The organism is Citrobacter sp. Cu231, assembly GCF_030332265.1.
Taxonomy (GTDB): Bacteria; Pseudomonadota; Gammaproteobacteria; order Enterobacterales; family Enterobacteriaceae; genus Citrobacter; species Citrobacter meridianamericanus.
Window position 1 is genome coordinate 126,538 of sequence record NZ_JAOWIE010000053.1, and the last position, 20,464, is coordinate 147,001.

The following is a 20,464-nucleotide window of genomic DNA, read 5'->3' on the forward strand; positions in this document are numbered from 1 at the left end:
TTTTAAAACTGAACTACGCTGTTTATCTTTCTTACTTATTACATAAGTGAGAGGCTTCATGCCAGCGGTTGTACGTCAAAATTATTTTAATAATATCAATTGGTTGTTTTGATTTTAATTATTTCCACACGTAATTATAAAAGCCAAAAAATCTATAAATAAAACGATTGGGCTAAATAAAAGTAATGTTATTTGCGTTAAGGAAAGATTTTCCATGCACACACAGACAATATATGAATTAAGTCAGGAAGCGGAACGCTTGCTGATGCTTTCGCTTGAACATCTCAGGCAATTGCAAACATTGCCTATAACGTCGTTAGATGATGTTGCGCTAAAACAAGGAGAGCATAGCAGACAGGTGGTCCAGCCCCTGCATTTCAGCGCGCGTGGCATGGATGTCCAGCAAGCAACACTCAACAATGAGCTGCGCAAGATTACGCGTCTGGAGATGGTGCTGGCGATTGTCGGCACTATGAAAGCAGGGAAGTCGACGACGATTAACGCAATTGTGGGGACCGAAGTTTTACCTAATCGTAATCGCCCGATGACGGCGTTACCGACGCTAATCCGCCATACGCCGGGACAGAAGGAACCGGTTCTGCATTTTTCACATGTCGCGCCGATCGATGCTTTGATGAAAGTTTTACAGCAGCGCGTGCGCGAGTGCGATCGCCAGCGTCTTACGCAGACCCTGGAGATTGATAAGGATATGAATCTCCTGCTGCAACATATTGAAAATGGTGTCGCATTTGAACGCTATTATCTTGGCGCACAGCCTATTTTCCATTGCCTTAAAAGCCTGAATGACCTGGTGCGTTTGTCAAAGGCGCTGGAGGCTGATTTTCCTTTTGCCGCTTATGCCGCGATTGAGCACATTCCGGTTATCGAGGTTGAATTTGTCCATTTAGCCGGACAGGCGAGTTATCCGGGACAATTAACCCTGCTGGATACGCCAGGGCCGAATGAGGCCGGGCAACCGCACTTACAAAAGATGTTGAATGAACAGCTGGCGCGGGCTTCCGCGGTACTGGCGGTGTTGGATTACACCCAACTGAAGTCTATTTCTGATGAAGAAGTGCGTCAGGCGATTATGGCGGTCGGAAAGTCAGTGCCGCTGTATGCGCTGGTGAACAAATTCGATCAGAAAGACCGCAACAGTGATGATGAAGAGCAGGTGCGGGCGCTCATTTCCGGTACGCTGATGCAAGGGGGAATTGCCCCAGAGCGAATTTATCCGGTTTCTTCTATGTGGGGTTATCTGGCGAACAGGGCGCGTCACGAGTTGATGACCCACGGGCGGTTGCCGGATCATCAGGTGCAACGTTGGGTACAGGATTTTGCCGAAGCGGCGCTTGGCAGACGCTGGCACACCACCGATCTTGAGGATATGGAGCACATCCGTCATGCCGCCGATCTGTTGTGGGAGGATTCTTTGTTTGAGCAGCCGATCCAGAAAGTGATTCACGCCGCTCACGCCAATGCTTCGCTGTATGCGCTACGCTCAGCGTCGCATAAGTTATTGAACTATGCGCAAAGCGCGCATGAATACCTGGAGTTTCGCGCCCACGGGTTAACGGTCGCCTATGAAAAGCTACGGTTGAACATCACGCATATTGAAGAGGATATGCAGCAGTTAGAAGTGAGCCAGGGGCGGGTGAGCGATGAAGTCAGTCATGAGGTAGAGCTGACTTTGGCGGCTGCCGCGGCCTATCTCAGTGAGCAACAGACCGAGATTCTTCGCAGTATCAACACGTTTTTTGTCAAAGAAAACGTTCTGATGATGTCTCGGCATGGCCTTGGAGCTGGCGTTTCCTCGGTAGAAATGGCCGGAGAAATGCTGGTGCTGCATGATGAAGGGCAGGCGAAAATCGTGCTGGATAAAATACGATCGTCCTGTGAGGTCGTATTGCTGGCAGCGCAGGAAAGTATGAGTCGGGATTTAGCTCTGCGCTTTGAGCAGCTTGAGTCGACGCTGTCCCGGGCGCTAAACGACGCTATGCGCCCTATTGAGCAGCGGGTGAAAGAGGAACTTAATCATGCTGGTTTTCGTGCGCGGATCCGTTTTCCGGCGTTTCATACGGCGATGTTTAACTTCAATACCCGCCAGTTGTTTAACGAGGCCATTGAACAGGATATTCCGGTAGAAAATCCGCCGTCGACTGGTGGCGCGGTGCGGGATACGTTCTCTCGCTGGCTGAATCAACCCAACTGGGGATGGAATGATTACGTCGAAACAAAAACGCGTTATCTCATTGATATGGGAGCTCTGCATAAAAACCTTGTGCACTACGTCACCCAGTTTTGCCAACAAATTCGTAAAGCTTTAGCGGCTCAGGTCGATATTTCCGTTACGGCAGGCATGGCCACGTTTTTTGCTGACTTTTCACTGTGTTTGACGCAATTACAGGCGAGCCTGCGTGAGAGTCTGACCCTGCGTCAGCAAAATGAATCTGCGGTGAATGCCCTGAACGAACAACTGCAGCATTGTATTACGACTGCGGCATGGCTTTATGAAGATTCCCGCTTGCTGCGCGACGATATCAATACCCTTTTTGCAACCGAGCACACATGACTAACGTGTTACTGGAAGGCCCCGGGCGGACGCTGGAGTGTGTCTACCCGAAGTTTATGGTCGATCTGGTTCAGGGAGATGAAACCAAACGTTCCGGCGGTTTTCTGCAACAGCAGCAGCGCCTGCGAGCACGCCTGACGCAGGAGGTGTTATCCCAGACGCAACTGCGTGCGTGGGTAATGGCGGGCGTGTCCAGCGAGCATCTGGTGATGCGGCTAAAGCTGGTGGAAAAACTGGCTGGCATGATTGACCCGGGTCATCTGGCGCTGGTACGCATTGCTGAAGGGCTGATGTGTTTACAACAAACTGAACACCCGCGTGGACTTTCCACACCTGGTCTTGTGCAGCAGATCAGTTCGCTTGCTGACTGGTTTACCCAGCGCGGCGCTTATAAAGAGAAGGCGGTGACGCAACGCGGTCTTACAGTTCAGGCGGGCGAACACAGCGAGCAAATTTTTACCCGCTGGCGGGCTGGCGCGTATGACGGTTGGTCGTTACCTGGACGCTGTTTTGTCGCGCTGGAGGAACTGCGCTGGGGGGCCTTCGGTGACGCTTGCCGGTTAGCGAATGCCGATGTGGTGTCAATGCTGAAAGACAATCTGCGTACGATGGCCGCTCAGGCGCTGGCGGATAGCGTGAATGCGGCGCCCGCCACGCGTCATTACTATCATCATTGGCTCAGTACGCCAGCCATTGGTGGCTCAGTAGAGCATCACGATATGTTGAGCTGGCTGGGGGACTGGTGCGATGCGCAACGCCATCCGGTGAGCTGGTCGGTGACGCAGCGTTGGCAAAATGTGGCTCTGGGAATGCCGAGATTGTGTTCGGCGAAGCGGCTGGTCGATGCGATGGTTGAGGAGATTTTCGCACCGCCCCAGCTCATCAGTTGAGCAGGGGCGGTAAGTGAAGCAAAGGCAGGCTTAGTGGTGCAGTGAGTCTGCCGGGGTAGCCACCGTCTCGTTGGCGACCTGGTTTTTATTAAAATGTTTGGCATACAACGCGGTGATAATCGGCACCAGAATGGCGGTGACAATCACGCTGGCGGCAACCAGTGCCGTAGCGGATGCGGCAACCGGTTCAAATGCCGGGTTGATCTGGGCGATAATCACCGGGTTTGCCACCGCAGCGCCTGCGGCAGAAGAGGCTGCCACGCCCGCCGTACCGTTTCCGCCGCCAATGACGCGGTCAGCAATAATCAGCGGGATACCGGTGATGACGATAACCGCGACACCCAGCAGAATGCCCAGCAGACCAGTATCAACGATGACGCTCAGGTTAATCGTGTTGCCCAATGCGAAGCCGAAGAACGGGATCAGCACTGGGGTAGCTTTGCTGAAGAAGGCACGAAGATCGTGATCCAGGTTACCCAACGCAAAACCAATCAGGAACGGTAATACCGCGCCGACAAAATGGTGTGGTTCGAAAGAGGCCAGGCCCGCAGAGCCGAGGATCACCATGGTCATTAACGGACCGGATTCCAGAGACATCAATACAAAGGCGCCAGACTCTTCTTTTGTTCCGTACTGGTTCATCAGGCTGGCGTACAAACCGCCGTTGGTCATGTCCATCGCTGAAACAATGGCCAGTACGGATAGACCGGCAAAGAACCCGGTTTGAATACCGGTATCAGGAATAAATGAAGCGGCAATCATTGCCACTGCCCATGCCACGGCTATTTTGGTTAATACCAGCGTGCCGGATTTGCGTAATACCGTACCGGTTGCCCGTAAATCAATAGATGCGCCGATACAAAAAAACCACACAGCCAGAATTGGCACCGTTCCGCTGATCATACCTTTAGTAAACGAACCGAAATACGCGCCGGTATCCGGAGCTAACGTATTTAACACTGCGCCTAATAACAGAGGAATCAACATCATTCCGCCGGGGATGCGTTCAATCGTGGCTTTAATTTTCATAAACGTCCTCATGTCTTGTCGCAGCTAATACTCGCGAAAGAAAAATTAATAAATTCAAATGTTTATTCGGATCTTTTAACAAAGAAAACCACTATCTCTTTGTTTTATAAAATCTAACGCGGCATACGTTGAGCGTGTTGCTGCTCCCAGGGATATTGCGTCTGGAATTAGTTTGCATTCATGGGAACATTGATTCAATCAAAATAAAACGATGTTTTAGTTATCTTCATCACATATTCCGAGCAAAAAACCTTAAACGCCATGATTATTAAAAAAGCTGTGATCTTTTTGTGAAGGGATGTAGTGTTTTTTTTGCTAGCAGAATAATAGTGACTATTGTGATTGTTGGTGAAATAAAGCGATGTATTCTTAAATTCCATTGTCAAAAAAGCGCAAGCGTGACATGTAAAAAATCTGACTCAGAATGAGCTGATTTACACATGTTGACGAAATGAAAATTTATATGTGAAGTTGATCACAAATTTAAACACTGTTAGGGTAAAGAGGTCATTAACCGCCCAATCAGGCGTCAACAGGTTCGGTTGTATAACCCTTAACCAGGGTGTGTAAGTAAACCTGCTACGCTTGTTACAGGGAGTGCGCTTGTGCATTCCCCGCTCGGCGATGACCTTGACGCATGCGGCGTTGAGACTCGACTGGAGCGTGACAGGGCTAAGTCTACGAGGACTGGTATGCTTAAAAGGAAAAAAATAAAACCAATAACGCTGCGCGACGTTACCATCATTGATGATGGTAAACTGCGGAAAGCCATTACCGCGGCGTCGTTAGGTAATGCGATGGAGTGGTTTGATTTTGGTGTTTATGGGTTTGTTGCTTACGCATTAGGTAAAGTGTTCTTCCCGGGGGCTGACCCCAGCGTGCAGATGGTTGCCGCACTCGCTACTTTCTCTGTTCCCTTTCTGATTCGACCGCTTGGCGGATTGTTCTTCGGTATGCTTGGCGATAAATACGGTCGTCAGAAGATCCTCGCCATCACCATTGTGATTATGTCGATCAGTACCTTCTGTATCGGTCTCATTCCTTCATATGCCTCGATTGGTATCTGGGCGCCGATTCTGCTGTTGCTGTGTAAGATGGCGCAGGGGTTCTCGGTCGGTGGGGAGTACACCGGGGCGTCGATTTTTGTCGCAGAGTACTCGCCAGACCGTAAGCGCGGATTTATGGGCAGTTGGCTGGACTTCGGCTCGATTGCCGGGTTTGTGCTGGGTGCGGGCGTGGTAGTCCTGATCTCAACTGTCGTCGGCGAAGAAAACTTCCTTGAGTGGGGCTGGCGTATTCCGTTCTTCCTTGCGCTACCGTTAGGGCTGATTGGCCTGTACCTGCGTCATGCGCTGGAAGAAACGCCGGCGTTCCAGCAGCACGTGGATAAACTGGAGCAGGGCGATCGACAGGGTCTGCAGGAAGGTCCGAAGGTTTCGTTTAAAGAGATTGCGACCAAACACTGGCGCAGCCTGCTGGCGTGTATCGGGCTGGTTATTGCTACCAACGTCACCTATTACATGCTGCTCACCTATATGCCGAGCTACCTGTCGCATAACCTGCATTACTCTGAAGACCACGGCGTGTTGATTATTATCGCCATCATGATTGGTATGCTATTTGTACAGCCGATTATGGGTTTGCTCAGTGACCGCTTTGGACGCCGTCCGTTTGTGATTATGGGCAGTATTGCGCTGTTTGTGCTGGCCATTCCGGCATTTATCCTGATCAACAGTAACGTCATTGGCCTGATTTTCGCCGGGTTACTGATGCTGGCGGTGATCCTCAACTGTTTTACCGGGGTGATGGCGTCAACGTTACCGGCGATGTTCCCGACGCATATTCGCTACAGTGCGCTGGCCGCCGCGTTTAATATCTCGGTATTGGTAGCCGGTCTGACCCCGACGCTGGCCGCATGGCTGGTGGAAAGCTCGCAGAATCTGATGATGCCAGCTTATTATCTGATGGTAATTGCGGTGATAGGTTTAATTACTGGCGTGACCATGAAAGAAACCGCCAATCAGCCGTTGAAAGGGGCCACGCCTGCCGCGTCGGATATTCAGGAAGCGAAAGAGATCCTTGGCGAGCACTACGACAATATTGAGCAGAAAATTGAAGACATCGATCAGGAAATTGCAGAGCTGCAACTTAAGCGTACGCGCCTGGTGCAGCAGCATCCGCGTATTGATGAGTAGTTTTCATGGCTTAAGGTTGGCTTAATATCCTTCAGGCAAACTCTCCTCCATATCCTCGGAGGAGAGTGTCATGAAAACCCGCATTTACGAAAGTTTGACCACCGTGTGCAGCGTACTAATTATCAGCAGCTTTTTGTACGTATGGGTGAGTTCTTACTGATCTTTCGCTAATTCTACCCACGCGCGAGTACCGGTGGTTCCCTGACGATTTTGCAAATAAAAATGCCCGCGATGTAACTGGGTGATTCGACTGACAATGCTCAGTCCCAGCCCAATCCCGCCAAAACGGCTATCCATCCGCACAAACGCTTTGCTCAGTTCCCCGCATTTACTTTCATCAATGCCTGGCCCTTCATCTTCGACGGCCATGACGGCATCATGCTCTGTATTCAGACTAATCGTAATATGGGTGCCTTCCGGGCTGTAGCGATGTGCGTTCTCCACCAGATTTCGCAGCAACATCCGTAAGAGCGTTGCATCGCCACGTACGACAACGTCCACCGTACTTTGCGGTAGGAGCAGCGTCTGCTGGCGCTGGTCCAGCATGGTGCTGAGTTCATCGTAGGAGGGCAGAATCACATCCTCCAGCAGTTTGACGTGCTGATAGCTCCCGGCTGAAAACGACTGTCCGACGCGGGCTAGTTGCAGCAGCTGCGACACGCTATCCATCATTTGGTCAAGGCGGGCAATTAACGGCGAAACATCGACCTTATGAGTTTTGGACAGTAATTCAAGATGCAGGCGCACGCCTGACAGCGGCGTGCGCAGTTCGTGAGCGACATCGGCGGTAAATAAGCGTTCGTTTTCAATCGTGCTGGTTAGCCGCGTTACCAGGTCGTTTAGCGCTGAGACAACCGCCTGGATCTCAATGGTTGAGCTGTGAATTTCAATCGGGGTCAGGTTATCGGCTGCCCGCGCTTCCAGCTCTTTTTGCAGATCCGCCAGCGGGCGAGTAATACGTCGCACTGCCTGGTAGCAAATCAGCAGCGCCAGGCTGACCATAAAGATGCCGGGGACGATCAGGCTGGCGATAGCCTCACGGATCTCATGCATGATGTGGCGATCGTTGTTACGATTTTCGCGCAATGCCTGTTCGAATAACTGTATTTGCTCGGTACTTTCGTGCCACAACCAGAAGGTACTAATCAGCTGAAAGACCAGCAGAATAAGACCAATCGTCAGCATCAGGCGATGACGAAGCGGGAGAGGTTGTTTTAGATATTGCAGCAGCTTCACTTAGCTTTCCTCAGTGGCAACCAGCATATAGCCAAATCCCCTGACCGTGCGGATGCGAGATTTTCCGACTTTGTCGCGCAGGTTGTGAATGTGCACTTCCAGCGTATTGGTCGACGGTTCGTTATCCCAGCTGTAGATGTCGTTATAGAGGATTTCCCGGTGTACCGGGCTGCCCGCTTTGAGCATCAGGCGCGACAGGAGTGCGTATTCTTTTGGCGTTAAGATAACCTCTTGCCCGTCCATCCACACCTGGCGACGACCGATATTCAGCGTCAGGTTGCTGACAATGAGTTCACTTTCACCCTGATTGTTATGCCGACGCAGCAGCGCCCGGATGCGGGCATGCAGTTCTTCCAGCGCGAACGGTTTGACCAGATAGTCATCGGCCCCCACGTCCAGCCCGCTGACCCGGTCTTTCACCGTATCACGGGCGGTGAGGATGAGTACCGGCACGGTGTATTTTTTCTGCCTGATTCGGTTCAGAAAGTGCAGGCCGTCTTCATCCGGTAAGCCCAGGTCGAGGACCACCAGACTGTAATGTCCGCTTTCCAGACACTGCTCCGCTGCACGGGCCGTCGATACGCCGTCGCAGGCATAGCCTTCTGTTTGCGCGGCGAGTATCAGTCCCTGTAATAACAACGTATCGTCTTCAACAATCAGAATTTTCATTCGTTTAGCCTCCCCGGCAGGGTTGCAGAATATCATCTGTCGCCTGGTATTTCTGTGTTTGCACGCCTGTTAATCCCAGCAGGGTAGAGAATAGATTATCCTGTGAGAAATCTTCTGAGCTTGCCCGTTTTTGTAAACATGTCTGAGAGACTTGATAGCGTTGCTGATAATCTTCTGAGAGCCACAGCAGCATCGGCACATGTTTTTGCGTATCTGGCGCAATCGAATACGGCAGGCCGTGCAAATAGACGCCATTTTCCCCTAAGGATTCACCGTGATCGGAAAGATAAACCAGGCTGGTGGTGAAATTATCCTGATGCTCTTTCAGTATATTGATTGCTTTATCAACAATATAGTCAACGTAAACAAGAGTGTTGTCGTAGGTATTGATCAACTGCTGCTGTGAACAATTCTGGATTTCGTTAGTGTCGCAGGTTGGTGTAAATTTCTTGAACTGCGCAGGATAGCGGTTGTAATAGGTCGGGCCGTGGCTGCCGATGGTGTGCAGCACAATCACGCCGTCGCCTTGCAGGTTATTAATATACTCTTCCAGTCCGTGGAACAGCACTTCATCGTAGCATTCGCCGTCAATACACTGTCCTGGCAGGTTCAACTCGGTCATATTCTGGTGTGGTACCCGGTCACAGGCTCCTTTGCAGCCGCCGTCGTTATCGTTCCACAGCACGTTAATTCCTGCGCGCTGAATAATGTCGAGGACGCCTTCCTGATGCTGCGCCAGTTCTTCATCGTAGTGTGCGCGCGGCATATCGGAGAACATGCAGGGTACGGACACTGCCGTTGCCGTTCCGCAGGAGGTGGTGCGGGGGAAATAGACCACATCATCTTTTTCCAGCAGCGGGTTGGTCTGGCGCGAATAGCCAGACAGCGAGAAGTTATCTCCGCGTGAGGTCTCACCGAGAACCACAATTGTCAGGTTCTTACGTTTTTCTTTTACCATCAATGGATTGCGATGCGCATCTTCGCCAATACGCACCAGCGGTAGGTGGGCCAGCCTCTGGTGTGAATACCAGGACGATGTCGCCACAATGCTGTTGGATGGGCTGAGAGATTTCACCAGCTGTTTATTGTTGCGAAACAGTGAGGCGTAATCTTTGTAGAAGAAGGTGGCGACCAGCACGATCAACAACGCGGACACCAGAATGTTAGCGCCACGGAACAGTACGCTGCGCATTACCGGGGCGATTGGTTTGATTCTTACCCAGCAGGCAATGAGCGCGGCCAGAATACCGCTTACACCGAGCGTGAGGAGCATTTTTGGCGTCAGCAACGCGAAGGTTTCTGCGGGCGTAGTGTCCATCATGTTGGCGATCATCGAGCGGTCGATGATGATGCCGTAGGTCATGATGAAATATTGGGCCGCTGCGCCAACCAGAATGAAAATGCAGGCCACCAGGCGATTAAGCCACAGGAATGAGGCCAGCGTCAGCACAATGTTCATGACGCTGAATGCGACGACTGGCATCGACAAAAACACCAGCACGTTACGCACGGAATCCAGCGGCAGGACTTGCAGCACTTGTTTGTAGAACGCAATGTTCAGAAAAGTTGCAAGATAAATTGAGATCAGCAGAATCCAGCTGATTAGACCGAGAACAGGCCTTTTAAACAGGTGCTTTAACATTAAGGGGGTTCCATCGACTAAGTGGTGCAAATCCTCTCAAAGTAAAGTTAAGCCAACCTTAAGTTCTTAATGTTGATTCCGAATCGCGGTAGGAAAATCCAGGCCCGATGAAGTTATGTCATCGGGCCACTACGGTGAGTTGCGTTAGTTATTGTTTACCGGGGCATCCAAAGGATACGGATTTTTATGGATTCGGTTGTAGTTCAGAGCGTACAGCGCAGTAATGATCATCAGCGTGACGAACGACCACATCACTTCTTTAGCACCGGATCCGATAACCGCCCAGATACAGTAGACAAACGCGATAAAGGTTACTGCCAGGTACACTGGGCGCGCTTTGCCGAAATGACCATGGCCGAGCAGCAGCAATGCCGCGCAGGTGTACAGATATGGCACCAGGGTGAAGATAACGGAGACCGAAGAGACCAGACCAAATTCTTTCGCGGCGTTCGGCGACATGCTGCTGAACTGGAAGATGGTCATCAGGATACCGACAATAATTAACCCGGCTACCGGCGTACCGGCTTTGTTGACGCGGGCAAAAATCGGCGGGAACAGGCCGTCATCGGCTGCCGCTTTGGCAGTTTGTCCGGCAAGTAGCGTCCAGCCGCCCAGAGAACCGAGGCACCCGGCAGCCGCACAGAAGGAGACAATCGCCCCTGCGGTGTCACCCAGCGCCATTCGAGCGGCATCGCCGAACGGGGAAGCTGAAACACGCAGCGCAGCATTAGGGATCATACCCATAATCGCCGTGGTGGAGAGCACATAGCAAACCGCGGCAATCAGCACGCCACCAATAGTGGCAATAGGCACGTTACGTTTAGGGTTTTTAACCACGCCTGCCGCAACGGAGGCGCTTTCCACCCCAATAAATGACCACAAGGTTACGTTCAGAGTACTTTGAATCGCGCCGAAGGTGTTCATGCCGCTGACGTTCCAGGCCGCCATATAAGTTTCACCGCGGAACCAGAACCAGCCGAAGACGGCAATACCGACGATGGGCACCAGCGCCAGAACCGTTGCGACGGCCTGTACACGGGTGATCATTTTTGGTCCGACAATGTTCAGCAATACGAAGATCCACAGTACCACAACGCAGGTCAGTGTCAGGACCAACGGATCTTTTAAGATGGGGAAGAAGTAGCTCAGGTAACCGACGCCGATGACCACCATGGCGATGTTACCTATCCAGCAGGCCAGCCAGTACAGCACGTTGGTCTGGTAACCTAAAAAAGGGCCGAAACAGCGGCGGGCATAAGCGTAAGAACCACCGGGACTGGAGTCTAAGGACGACATTTTCGCATACACCATCGACAGCGCTAAAGCACCGATAATAGTGACCAACCATCCGTAGATTGCAATCCCGCCAGTTGACGCCAGGTTTGCGGGTAGCAGGAATACACCGGAACCCATGATATTCCCCGACACCATAAGGGTGACGGGGATTAATCCCACTTTGTGAGCATCAGCATCCGTCGACATATTTTTTAACTCCTGATTAGGATAAATGACGTCTTATCATACCTCTTCAGAAGACTATTTTATGATGGCGGACCAGGGGTATCGCCAATGCTGATATTATTATAGCTTATTGCTAACTGATTAAAAATCAGGCAGCGGATTGCTCCCTATGTTGACTAACATAATGCAGTGGCGTCATCCCATAGAACTCTTTGAAAACGGAAATAAAGTATGAGGTACTGTTATATCCGCACAGTTGAGAGACCTGAGAAATGTTTTTTCCGTCCATCATTAATTGATTGACGGCGTAACGCATACGACACGTAGTTATTATTTGACTGTAACTGGTGTTTTCATTTTTGAGCTTTTTCTTTAACAAACTGGGGCTCAGGCATAAGCAGCTGGCGACCATGCTTAAATTCCAGTCTTTATGGATATCGCTCTCGATAATGTGGTACACGCAGTCGCTGACGCAATTGCGTAGCATATGCATGAGCAGGGAGATAAACTTTTTGCTGTCGAGAAAACGTGATAACACTGTGAACAGAAGCGAACGAGTACGTTCGTATTCACCTTCATCCACCGTTTCCATCACGCTATGTTGAGCAGCTGCCCGGAAGATATCCGGCGTCAGGCAGACGGCGGTCATGACCGGATTGGCACTACGTTGCCAGGGAGGGATCTGTGACAGATCTTTGTTTAAGAATCGAAGATAGTCTTTAATAATTTCACGACTGATGTGTACGACCAGTGCGTTATTAAGTGATGATAAATCAATAATATTATTATCGCATGCTACCAGTGCCATGTTGTTGGCTTTTAAACTGATGGCTTCTTTTCCGTTAATCCTTAACCAAACATCCTTCTCCGTTAATACAACAACACAAGCTGCTCTGCTGCAAACCCTCATACCCAAACTCCAGGAATATGAACATAAAACACCGTAACCCACCAAATCAGGTGAATCAAATCGGTTAAATAGAATTGTATGATGAAACCAGGACTGCAATAAAATAACGTGTCTGAAATTAATTACAATATTTGGAGGGGTTTTTCTTATGTACACATTTTTGTACGGAGTGGAAACTGGCGTTTTTTGTATGTAAAAAAAGCGCGGGGTGGTCCCGCGCAAAAAGGTATGACAGTGTTATTGTTTTGCAGCAATACTCAGGAATTACTCAAGAATGACATGTCTACCTTAAACATCGGACTCTCTAAAAAGAGACATTATGCTTTCACGCACATGACGTGATACACACCGTCAATAATTTCCGTTCCTTCGGTTTCATGTTCGAATCCAGGGAAGTGGTGGTCCCAGGACTGCAACGAACGCAGGTACCCAATTTGCGGGCTGTTGGCATCGCCAAAGTTTTCACCGGACAGCAGCATCGGAATTCCTGGTGGGTAAGGGATCACGGAGTTTGCCGCAATACGTCCCGCCAGATTTTCAATCGCGACCATCTCAACGTTGTCACTGACTATCGCGTTGTAAGCGTCACGCGGGGTAATATTCGCATCCGGCAGACCGGAGTAAGCGGCATTGAGACGGCTGCCTGGATTGTTCTCTTTCAGCCAGGCAAACATGGTGTCGCCCAGATCGTGAATACCCATGTTGGCATAAGTGTCAGGATGTTCTTCCACCAGTTCTGGCATAACCTGTGACAGCGGTGTATTGGCATCGTAGTGGTGTTTGAAAGAGCACAACGTGTTGATTAATGTGCCCCATTTACCACGGGTAATCCCCATGGAGAACAGGAACATAATCTGGAAGTCGGTGGTACGGGTCGGCACGATACCGTGGCGGCCAAGCCAGGCGGTAACCAGCGCTGCCGGTACGCCGTTCTCTTCCAGTTCGCCATCGTCGCCCATCCCCGGAGCCAGAATGCTGACTTTGATTGGGTCCAGCATGCTCCAGTTATCCGGCAGGTCTTTAAAGCCGTGCCAGGATTCACCCGGACGCATCACCCAGCAATTCTGATCGGTTGCCAGCAATGTAGCTGGCGCGTCGGCAAAGTCATAGGTTTTACCGGTCTGCGGATCGGTTACCACTTCTTTGTTCCACGGTTTGAAGAACCAGTCGCCTTCGGCGGTGAATTCTTTGTACAACCTTGCCATGGCCTGACGGAAATCGACCGCTTCGTCGATCACTTCCTGAGTGAGTGACAGGCCGCTGTTACCGTCCATCATGGAGACCGCCACGTCGTTTGATGCGCAGATGGCATACAACGGAGAAGTGGTGGCGTGCATCATGTACGCCTGGTTAAAGCGGGAGAAGTTCACGGCTCCACGACCTTCACGGACGTGAATGTAAGATGCCTGAGAGAGCGCATTCAGCAGTTTGTGGGTCGAGTGGGTGGCAAAAACGGTAGGGCCGTTGTGATCGCCCGGCGCGCCACGCATGGCGTAGTGATCGGTATAAATTGGGTTGAAGCGGGCATAACCGTACCAGGCCTCATCGAAGTGGATGCGATCGCTGGTTTGCGCGAGCAGATCCTGCGCTTCTTTGGCGTTGTAGCAAACACCGTCGTAGGTACAGTTGGTCACAACGCTGTAAGACGGTTTTTGCCCGGCCTTGCCTTTGGTCAGCGGGCTTTCGCTGATTTTTTTCTGCAATGTTTCAGGCTGCATTTCCTGCGGGTAGATAGGTCCGATAATGCCGTACCGGTTGCGGCTCGGTACCATGTACACCGGTTTTGCCCCAGTGAGGATCAGCCCCTGCTCGATAGATTTGTGGCAGTTACGATCCAACACCACGACGTCATTGTCGGTCATACAAGCCTGCATGATGGTGCGGTTAGAGCCGGAAGTCCCGACCACCACGGACTAGGAACGATCGGCGCCGAACACGCGGGCAGCATTTTTTTCACTTTCCCCAAATGCGCCAGTATGGTCGAGTAAAGAACCGAGATTGGTACGTTCAATCCCCATGTCGGTACGGAACAGATTTTCACCGTAGTAGTCATGGTACAGTCGACCGGCAGGCGTTTTGGTGAAACCGACACCGCCCTGGTGACCAGGAGCCGCCCAGGAATACTCATGGACATTACTGTATTTCATCAGGGCGTTGAACAGCGGCGGTAACAATTGCTGACGATAGCGAGTCATCGCTGCGATGGCGCGGCCAGCGATAAAGTCAGCGCTGTCCTCCAGAATCCAGGCGAATTCATCGACAAGCTCCAGCAGGTCGCGATCCAGTGACGCGGTGGCCTTTTCCCGATCGCCCAGCAGGAAAACAGGAACGTTTTGCTGGCGCTCGTGGAGCTTACCGATCAATTGCCTGACATTCAGGTGCTCGTCTTGTTGTTCCATTTGATAGCTGAACATCAGGCAATCAATGGCTTCATTTGCGGCGAGGATGGCATAACCATCGTCGAATGAGGTGGACTTAATGACGGTAACATTTTGGCGGCTTAAAGCATCGGCCAGACGTTCGACAGCGCTACCGACCCAGGTGTCCTGATGCAGAAACTCACTTTCAACAATTAATACTTTCATCATCTTTTACCCGGTTGTGGAAAGGTTGCAATTTAGGGATTGCAGACACACCGTATGAATGTGACGTAGGCAAGTATTATCCTGACAAAATGGCCTGTAAAGCGGGTGAAAAATAGTCTGATTTGACTTTATTATTTTATTAAACAAAATGTTGCGTTTACTTGTTGTCGGTTTTCCACTGCCGTTTATCGACAGGGGGAATATTTTTTTGGCTGATACTGATATCAGCGAATGATATCAACCCGCCATTGTTTGCCGACGCTGCTGGCTCAGTTTACGGTACTGCTGCGGCGACATGCCGACAAACTTGCTGAAGGTGTCATAAAAACGGCTGCTGGATCGGAATCCGGCAGTCAATGCGACGTCGAGAATGGTTTTATCGGTATCGCTAAGCAATGCGCGGACGTGATTGATCCGCATGGCGGTGATGTACTGCTTCATGGTGAGTTGCATCACGCGCTGGAAAATCCCCATCGCGTAGTTGGCATTGAGCTTCACGTGCTCCGCAACGTCGTTGATGGTAAGCGCCTGATCGTAGTTATCAGCAATAAAGCTCAACATTTGGCTGACGTAAAACTGGGCATGCCGTGAGGCGCTATTTTTATGCGTGCGTGAGGTTTTGTTGACCAGAATAGGTTCCCATCCAGAAAGGCTAAACCGCTTTAACATCAGGCCGATTTCATCGATCGCCAACTGGCGAATTTGCTCATTTGGGCTGTTCGCTTCCTGCTGCCAGCGCAGCACTTCAAAGGTACTGAGTTGCTGGGTCGCGAGCGATTTGACGACCATGCCATGGGTAACATGATTGATAAGCTCCCGATCCAGTGGCCAGGAGAGAAACAGATGCATCGGTAAGCTGAAAATCGCCATCTGCTTGCAGTTGCCGGGGCGGGTGAGTTGATGTGGGGTACAGGCCCAGAATAGGGTGATATGTCCTTGTTTTATCTTTACGACTTCGTTGTTGATCAAATACTCCACATCGCCGTCAAACGGTACGTTGACTTCCACCTGACCGTGCCAGTGGCTGGCAGGCATAGCATGCGGTGAACGCAGCTCAATATCCATCCGCTGATATTCAGAGTAGAGCGACAGCGGGCTGCGGGTCTGTTTTTCGTCGCCATTACACATATGCGGGTCGGGCGGGAGAAAGACTATCGGCTCTGTACTCATCATCACTCCATTTCCTGAATTATCAGAATCATGTCTCATCCGCAGAAAAGAAACCGCGAAGGGGGGCACAAAACCGGTCGCTATGAATGATAGTAGACCGATTATCAGGCCGGATACTCTGCTTTTTAGGTGATTTAATCCCAAAAACTCAGATCGTCACACGGCTGACAGAGGATCTGAGTTTTTGGGAATGCTCATGAGGGAAAACGGAGGTTTTCACCCGGGCGGCGTGCCACCATGACCGTGTTCACTACTGTTCTGGAGAGTCATGATGTCTGCACCCAAAATTACCTTTATCGGCGCCGGTTCGACGATTTTCGTCAAAAATATCCTCGGGGACGTTTTTCATCGCGATGCGTTGAAGTCGGCGCATATCGCCTTGATGGATGTCGATCCTACACGTCTGGAAGAGTCACACATTGTTGTGCGTAAACTGATGGATTCTGCGGGTGCATCCGGGCATATCACCTGTTATAGCGATCAAAAAGCGGCATTGCAGGATGCTGATTTTGTGGTTGTCGCTTTCCAGATTGGCGGCTATGAACCCTGTACCGTTACCGATTTTACGGTGTGTAAACGTCATGGTCTGGAGCAGACGATTGCCGACACTCTGGGGCCGGGCGGCATCATGCGTGCGCTGCGCACTATCCCGCATTTATGGCAGATTTGTGAGGACATGACGGAAGTCTGCCCGCAGGCCACCATGCTTAACTACGTTAACCCGATGGCGATGAACACCTGGGCAATGTATGCGCGCTATCCGCATATCAAGCAGGTTGGGTTGTGCCATTCAGTACAGGGCACGGCGGAAGAGCTGGCGCGGGATCTGGATATTGATCCTGCTTCGCTACGTTATCGTTGCGCCGGGATCAACCACATGGCGTTTTATCTGGAGCTGGAGCGTAAAACGGCTGATGGGGGCTATGTAGATCTCTACCCGGAACTGTTGGCGGCTTATGATTCCGGTCAGGCACCGAAACCGAATATTCATGGGAATACCCGTTGCCAGAACATTGTGCGTTATGAAATGTTCAAAAAACTGGGCTTTTTCGTCACCGAGTCATCGGAACACTTTGCGGAATATACGCCGTGGTTTATTAAACCGGGGCGTGAAGATCTGATTGAACGCTACAAGGTTCCACTGGATGAATATCCTAAACGCTGCGTGGAACAGGTGGCGAACTGGAATAAAGAGCTGGAAGAGTACAAAACGGCGGCGCGGATCGATATTAAGCCGTCGCGCGAATATGCCAGCACTATCATGAACGCTATCTGGACTGGTGAACCAAGCGTGGTGTATGGCAACGTTCGTAATGACCATCTGATCGATAACCTGCCGCAAGGCTGTTGCGTGGAGGTAGCTTGCCTGGTTGATGCGAATGGTATTCAGCCAACGAAGGTGGGGACGCTCCCGTCCCATTTGGCGGCCATGATGCAAACCAATATCAATGTTCAGACCCTGCTAACGGAAGCCATTCTGACGGAAAATCGCGATCGCGTTTATCACGCGGCGATGATGGATCCGCATACCGCCGCGGTATTGGGAATTGAGGAGATTTATGCGCTGGTGGACGATCTAATCGCCTCCCATGGCGACTGGCTGCCAGCCTGGTTACATCGTTAACACACAATCACGCCGGGCAGAGTATCCGGCGTTTAACGTCTGACGTTTCCTCTTACAGAAGGCGGGCGCTGGTAACAGCGACCCGATACCCTATGAGCATCTCTCTGACTACAAAACTCAGTTACGGATTTGGCGCGTTTGGTAAGGATTTCGCTATCGGTATCGTGTACATGTACCTGATGTATTACTACACCGACGTGGTGGGATTATCGGTGGGCGTCGTCGGAACTTTGTTCCTGGTGGCAAAAATATGGAACGCGTTTAACGATCCGGTGATGGGGTGGATAGTGAATGCCACCCGGTCGCGTTGGGGAAAATTTAAACCCTGGATCTTACTCGGTACGCTGGCGAACTCGTTGGTGCTGTTTTTGCTTTTTAGCGCACATCTGTTTGAGGGGACGGCGCAAATCGTTTTTGTTTGTGTGACGTACATATTGTGGGGGATGACCTACACCATTATGGATATTCCATTCTGGTCGCTGGTCCCCACGATTACGCTGGATAAACGCGAGCGTGAACAACTGGTGCCGTTCCCTCGTTTCTTCGCCAGCCTTGCAGGGTTTGTCACCGCGGGCGTGACGCTACCCTTTGTAAACTATGTTGGCGGCGCGGATCGCGGGTTCGGTTTTCAGATGTTTACGCTGGTGCTGATCGCATTTTTTATTGTTTCTACCCTCGTAACCTTGCGCAATGTGCACGAAGTGTATTCCTCTGACAGCGAAGCCACGGCAGACAGCACCCGGCTGACGCTGAAATCAATCCTTGCGCTTATCTACAAAAACGATCAGCTTTCCTGCCTGCTGGGTATGGCGCTGGCTTACAACGTGGCGTCTAATATCATTACTGGTTTTGCGATTTACTACTTCACCTACGTGGTGGGTGATGCTGACCTTTTCCCATACTACCTCTCCTATGCTGGAGCGGCTAACTTGCTGACATTGATTCTCTTTCCCCGTCTGTCAAAGGCGCTTTCTCGCCGGATACTGTGGGCTGGCGCTTCGGTTATGCCGGTTCTGAGCGCAGGCGTATTGCTGATTATGGCACTGGGGGCATTCCACAATACTTTCCTGATTGTTACCGCAGGGATCCTTCTGAACATTGGTACGGCACTGTTCTGGGTACTTCAGGTGATTATGGTGGCGGACACCGTAGATTACGGCGAGTATAAGTTTAACGTCCGCTGCGAGAGTATTGCCTATGCCGTGCAGACGATGGTGGTCAAAGGTGGCTCGGCGTTTTCTGCTTTCTTTATTGCGGTGGTGCTGGGATTGATTGGTTATGTTCCGAATGCAACGCAATCCGCTGAGACCATTCTTGGCATGCAGTTCATCATGATCGCGCTGCCGACGCTCTTCTTCATTGTGACACTGGTGCTCTATTTCCGTTACTACCGGTTAAATGGCGATATGCTGCGTAAGATTCAGATCCACCTGCTGGATAAATACCGAAAAGTGCCGTCGCCCGTCAAGCAGTCGAATACCCCGGAGATACCGGTGGTAGTGGCCAGCGATGCGAAGGCGTAGCTATGGAATGGCATTCCTGGATTGGCTATCTGGCGGCAACGCTGACGACGCTCTCTTTTTTGCCGCAGGCGATTAAGGTCATTACCACCCGCAACACCCAAGGTATCTCCGGTTTAATGTATGTGATGTTTGTGTGCGGGTTGGTTTTGTGGCTGGTTTATGGGTTATTGATTGACGATACCGCCGTCAGTATGGCGAACTTTCTGACGCTGCTGTTCGCCTTGCCGATTCTGGTTATCAAATCGCGTAATGGGTAGGGCAGATTGCCGGATAAGCGTTAGCGCTATCCGGCGATTTTTAACTGTCTGTTGTGCCAGCCCGCCAGCACGAGCACCGTCGTTAGCGCGCCGAGCAGGGCGCAGAACATATCCGACTGGGTATCCCACGGGTCGCCTTGCGTACCCAGAAAATCATCGGCTCCCTGGCCCATCGCCAGTGCCGCCCACCATTCGATCAGCTCATACATCGCGCTAATCGCCAGCGCTACGCAGCAGACCAAAAAAGCCAGCATTTTGCGGCCACGAACGCGATTACCGCGCACTAAAATCTCTCTTGCCGCTAGTGCAGGTACCAGCCCCTGGAAGAAGTGACCCAGCTTGTCATACGGGTTACGACTGAGATCCAGCCATTCCTGAACCTGAAAACCGACGGGAACTTTGGCGTAGGTATACATACCGCCGACCATCAGAATGATGGCGTGCAAAAAAATGAGCGTGTAGAGCAATGGCGTCAGCGGATACTGTTTTTTGGTCGCCAGCAATAATGGGACGACAATAATGACCGGCGTGACTTCCATCAGCCAGGTGATCTTCTCCGAGGCTGAGATACCGGTGTAGATAAGAATCAGCGTCAGCAGCAGCGCGCCAGTATGCAAGATTGTGACGTTCAGGGTACGAAGCATTGCGAATTCACAAGTAATGGAAAAGGTCACTATTCCCTGTGCGCAACAAAAATTCAA

Annotated in this window: 15 protein-coding genes and 1 pseudogene; 7 read left to right on the forward strand and 9 right to left on the reverse strand. The window is 51.1% G+C overall.

The window, feature by feature from the left end; translation table 11 throughout:
- The first annotated feature begins 214 nt into the window (after positions 1 to 214).
- Both crfC and OGY15_RS23465 read left to right on the forward strand, forming a co-directional pair.
- Positions 215 to 2,572, forward strand: coding sequence for a clamp-binding protein CrfC (crfC, locus tag OGY15_RS23460; RefSeq protein WP_210905459.1), 2,358 nt, complete (start codon positions 215 to 217; stop codon positions 2,570 to 2,572).
- Entirely contained in the window at positions 2,569 to 3,462 is an 894-nt protein-coding gene (locus tag OGY15_RS23465; RefSeq protein WP_151218024.1) for a diguanylate cyclase regulator RdcB family protein, read from the forward strand. Before crfC ends, OGY15_RS23465 begins: the two co-directional genes overlap by 4 nt.
- Before the next feature lie 30 nt (positions 3,463 to 3,492).
- On the opposite strand, the gene kdgT is transcribed toward OGY15_RS23465, so the two are convergent.
- Positions 3,493 to 4,491, reverse strand: coding sequence for a 2-keto-3-deoxygluconate transporter (gene kdgT, locus OGY15_RS23470; protein WP_247605065.1), 999 nt, complete (start codon positions 4,489 to 4,491; stop codon positions 3,493 to 3,495).
- Positions 4,492 to 5,183: 692 nt separating this feature from the next.
- Between kdgT and proP the strand changes: the two genes are divergently transcribed.
- Together proP and pmrR are read left to right on the forward strand one after the other, a co-directional pair.
- Positions 5,184 to 6,686 carry a glycine betaine/L-proline transporter ProP gene (gene proP / locus OGY15_RS23475; protein ID WP_151218022.1) on the forward strand — a complete coding sequence of 501 codons (1,503 nt, stop codon included), beginning with the start codon at positions 5,184 to 5,186 and terminating at the stop codon, positions 6,684 to 6,686.
- A 70-nt stretch (positions 6,687 to 6,756) separates the two neighbouring features.
- A complete protein-coding gene (gene pmrR, locus OGY15_RS23480) occupies positions 6,757 to 6,846 on the forward strand; it encodes an LpxT activity modulator PmrR (protein WP_151218021.1) in 90 nt (29 codons plus the stop codon).
- Here pmrR and pmrB read toward each other — a convergent pair.
- From pmrB to melR, 7 genes and pseudogenes are all read right to left on the reverse strand, one after another.
- Positions 6,840 to 7,922, reverse strand: a complete 1,083-nt coding sequence (pmrB, locus tag OGY15_RS23485) for a two-component system sensor histidine kinase PmrB (protein WP_187253959.1) — start codon at positions 7,920 to 7,922, stop codon at positions 6,840 to 6,842. The two genes, pmrR and pmrB, sit on opposite strands and share 7 nt — an antisense overlap.
- A complete protein-coding gene (gene pmrA / locus OGY15_RS23490) occupies positions 7,923 to 8,591 on the reverse strand; it encodes a two-component system response regulator PmrA (protein WP_003031849.1) in 669 nt (222 codons plus the stop codon).
- Between the two features lie 4 nt (positions 8,592 to 8,595).
- Positions 8,596 to 10,233: a phosphoethanolamine transferase EptA gene (eptA, locus tag OGY15_RS23495; protein WP_187253958.1), complete on the reverse strand. Its 1,638-nt coding sequence runs from the start codon at positions 10,231 to 10,233 to the stop codon at positions 8,596 to 8,598.
- 144 nt (positions 10,234 to 10,377) lie between these two features.
- On the reverse strand, positions 10,378 to 11,715 hold the full coding sequence (gene adiC, locus OGY15_RS23500; protein ID WP_151218019.1) for an arginine/agmatine antiporter: 1,338 nt from the start codon (positions 11,713 to 11,715) through the stop codon (positions 10,378 to 10,380).
- Between the two features lie 127 nt (positions 11,716 to 11,842).
- Positions 11,843 to 12,604 (reverse strand): AraC family transcriptional regulator, encoded by a 762-nt coding sequence (locus tag OGY15_RS23505; protein ID WP_151224627.1) that lies wholly within the window; start codon positions 12,602 to 12,604, stop codon positions 11,843 to 11,845.
- A gap of 317 nt (positions 12,605 to 12,921) precedes the next feature.
- Positions 12,922 to 15,189 (reverse strand): annotated as a pseudogene (adiA, locus tag OGY15_RS23510) (arginine decarboxylase).
- 237 nt (positions 15,190 to 15,426) lie between these two features.
- Positions 15,427 to 16,359, reverse strand: a complete 933-nt coding sequence (gene melR, locus OGY15_RS23515) for a transcriptional regulator MelR (protein WP_151218098.1) — start codon at positions 16,357 to 16,359, stop codon at positions 15,427 to 15,429.
- A 268-nt stretch (positions 16,360 to 16,627) separates the two neighbouring features.
- Here melR and OGY15_RS23520 point away from each other — a divergent pair, with 268 nt between their 5' ends.
- The 3 genes from OGY15_RS23520 (at position 16,628) to OGY15_RS23530 (ending at position 19,763) form a co-directional block, all read left to right on the forward strand.
- Positions 16,628 to 17,983: an alpha-glucosidase/alpha-galactosidase gene (locus OGY15_RS23520; RefSeq protein WP_187253957.1), complete on the forward strand. Its 1,356-nt coding sequence runs from the start codon at positions 16,628 to 16,630 to the stop codon at positions 17,981 to 17,983.
- A gap of 92 nt (positions 17,984 to 18,075) precedes the next feature.
- The gene (gene melB / locus OGY15_RS23525) at positions 18,076 to 19,506 is read left to right on the forward strand and encodes a melibiose:sodium transporter MelB (RefSeq protein WP_187253956.1); all 1,431 of its coding nucleotides are present in this window, start codon (positions 18,076 to 18,078) and stop codon (positions 19,504 to 19,506) included.
- A gap of 2 nt (positions 19,507 to 19,508) precedes the next feature.
- The gene (locus tag OGY15_RS23530) at positions 19,509 to 19,763 is read left to right on the forward strand and encodes a SemiSWEET transporter (protein WP_151218016.1); all 255 of its coding nucleotides are present in this window, start codon (positions 19,509 to 19,511) and stop codon (positions 19,761 to 19,763) included.
- A gap of 26 nt (positions 19,764 to 19,789) precedes the next feature.
- Here the strand turns inward: OGY15_RS23530 and OGY15_RS23535 are convergent, their stop codons facing one another.
- Positions 19,790 to 20,407: a DUF2238 domain-containing protein gene (locus OGY15_RS23535; protein WP_151218015.1), complete on the reverse strand. Its 618-nt coding sequence runs from the start codon at positions 20,405 to 20,407 to the stop codon at positions 19,790 to 19,792.
- Positions 20,408 to 20,464 lie beyond the last annotated feature (57 nt).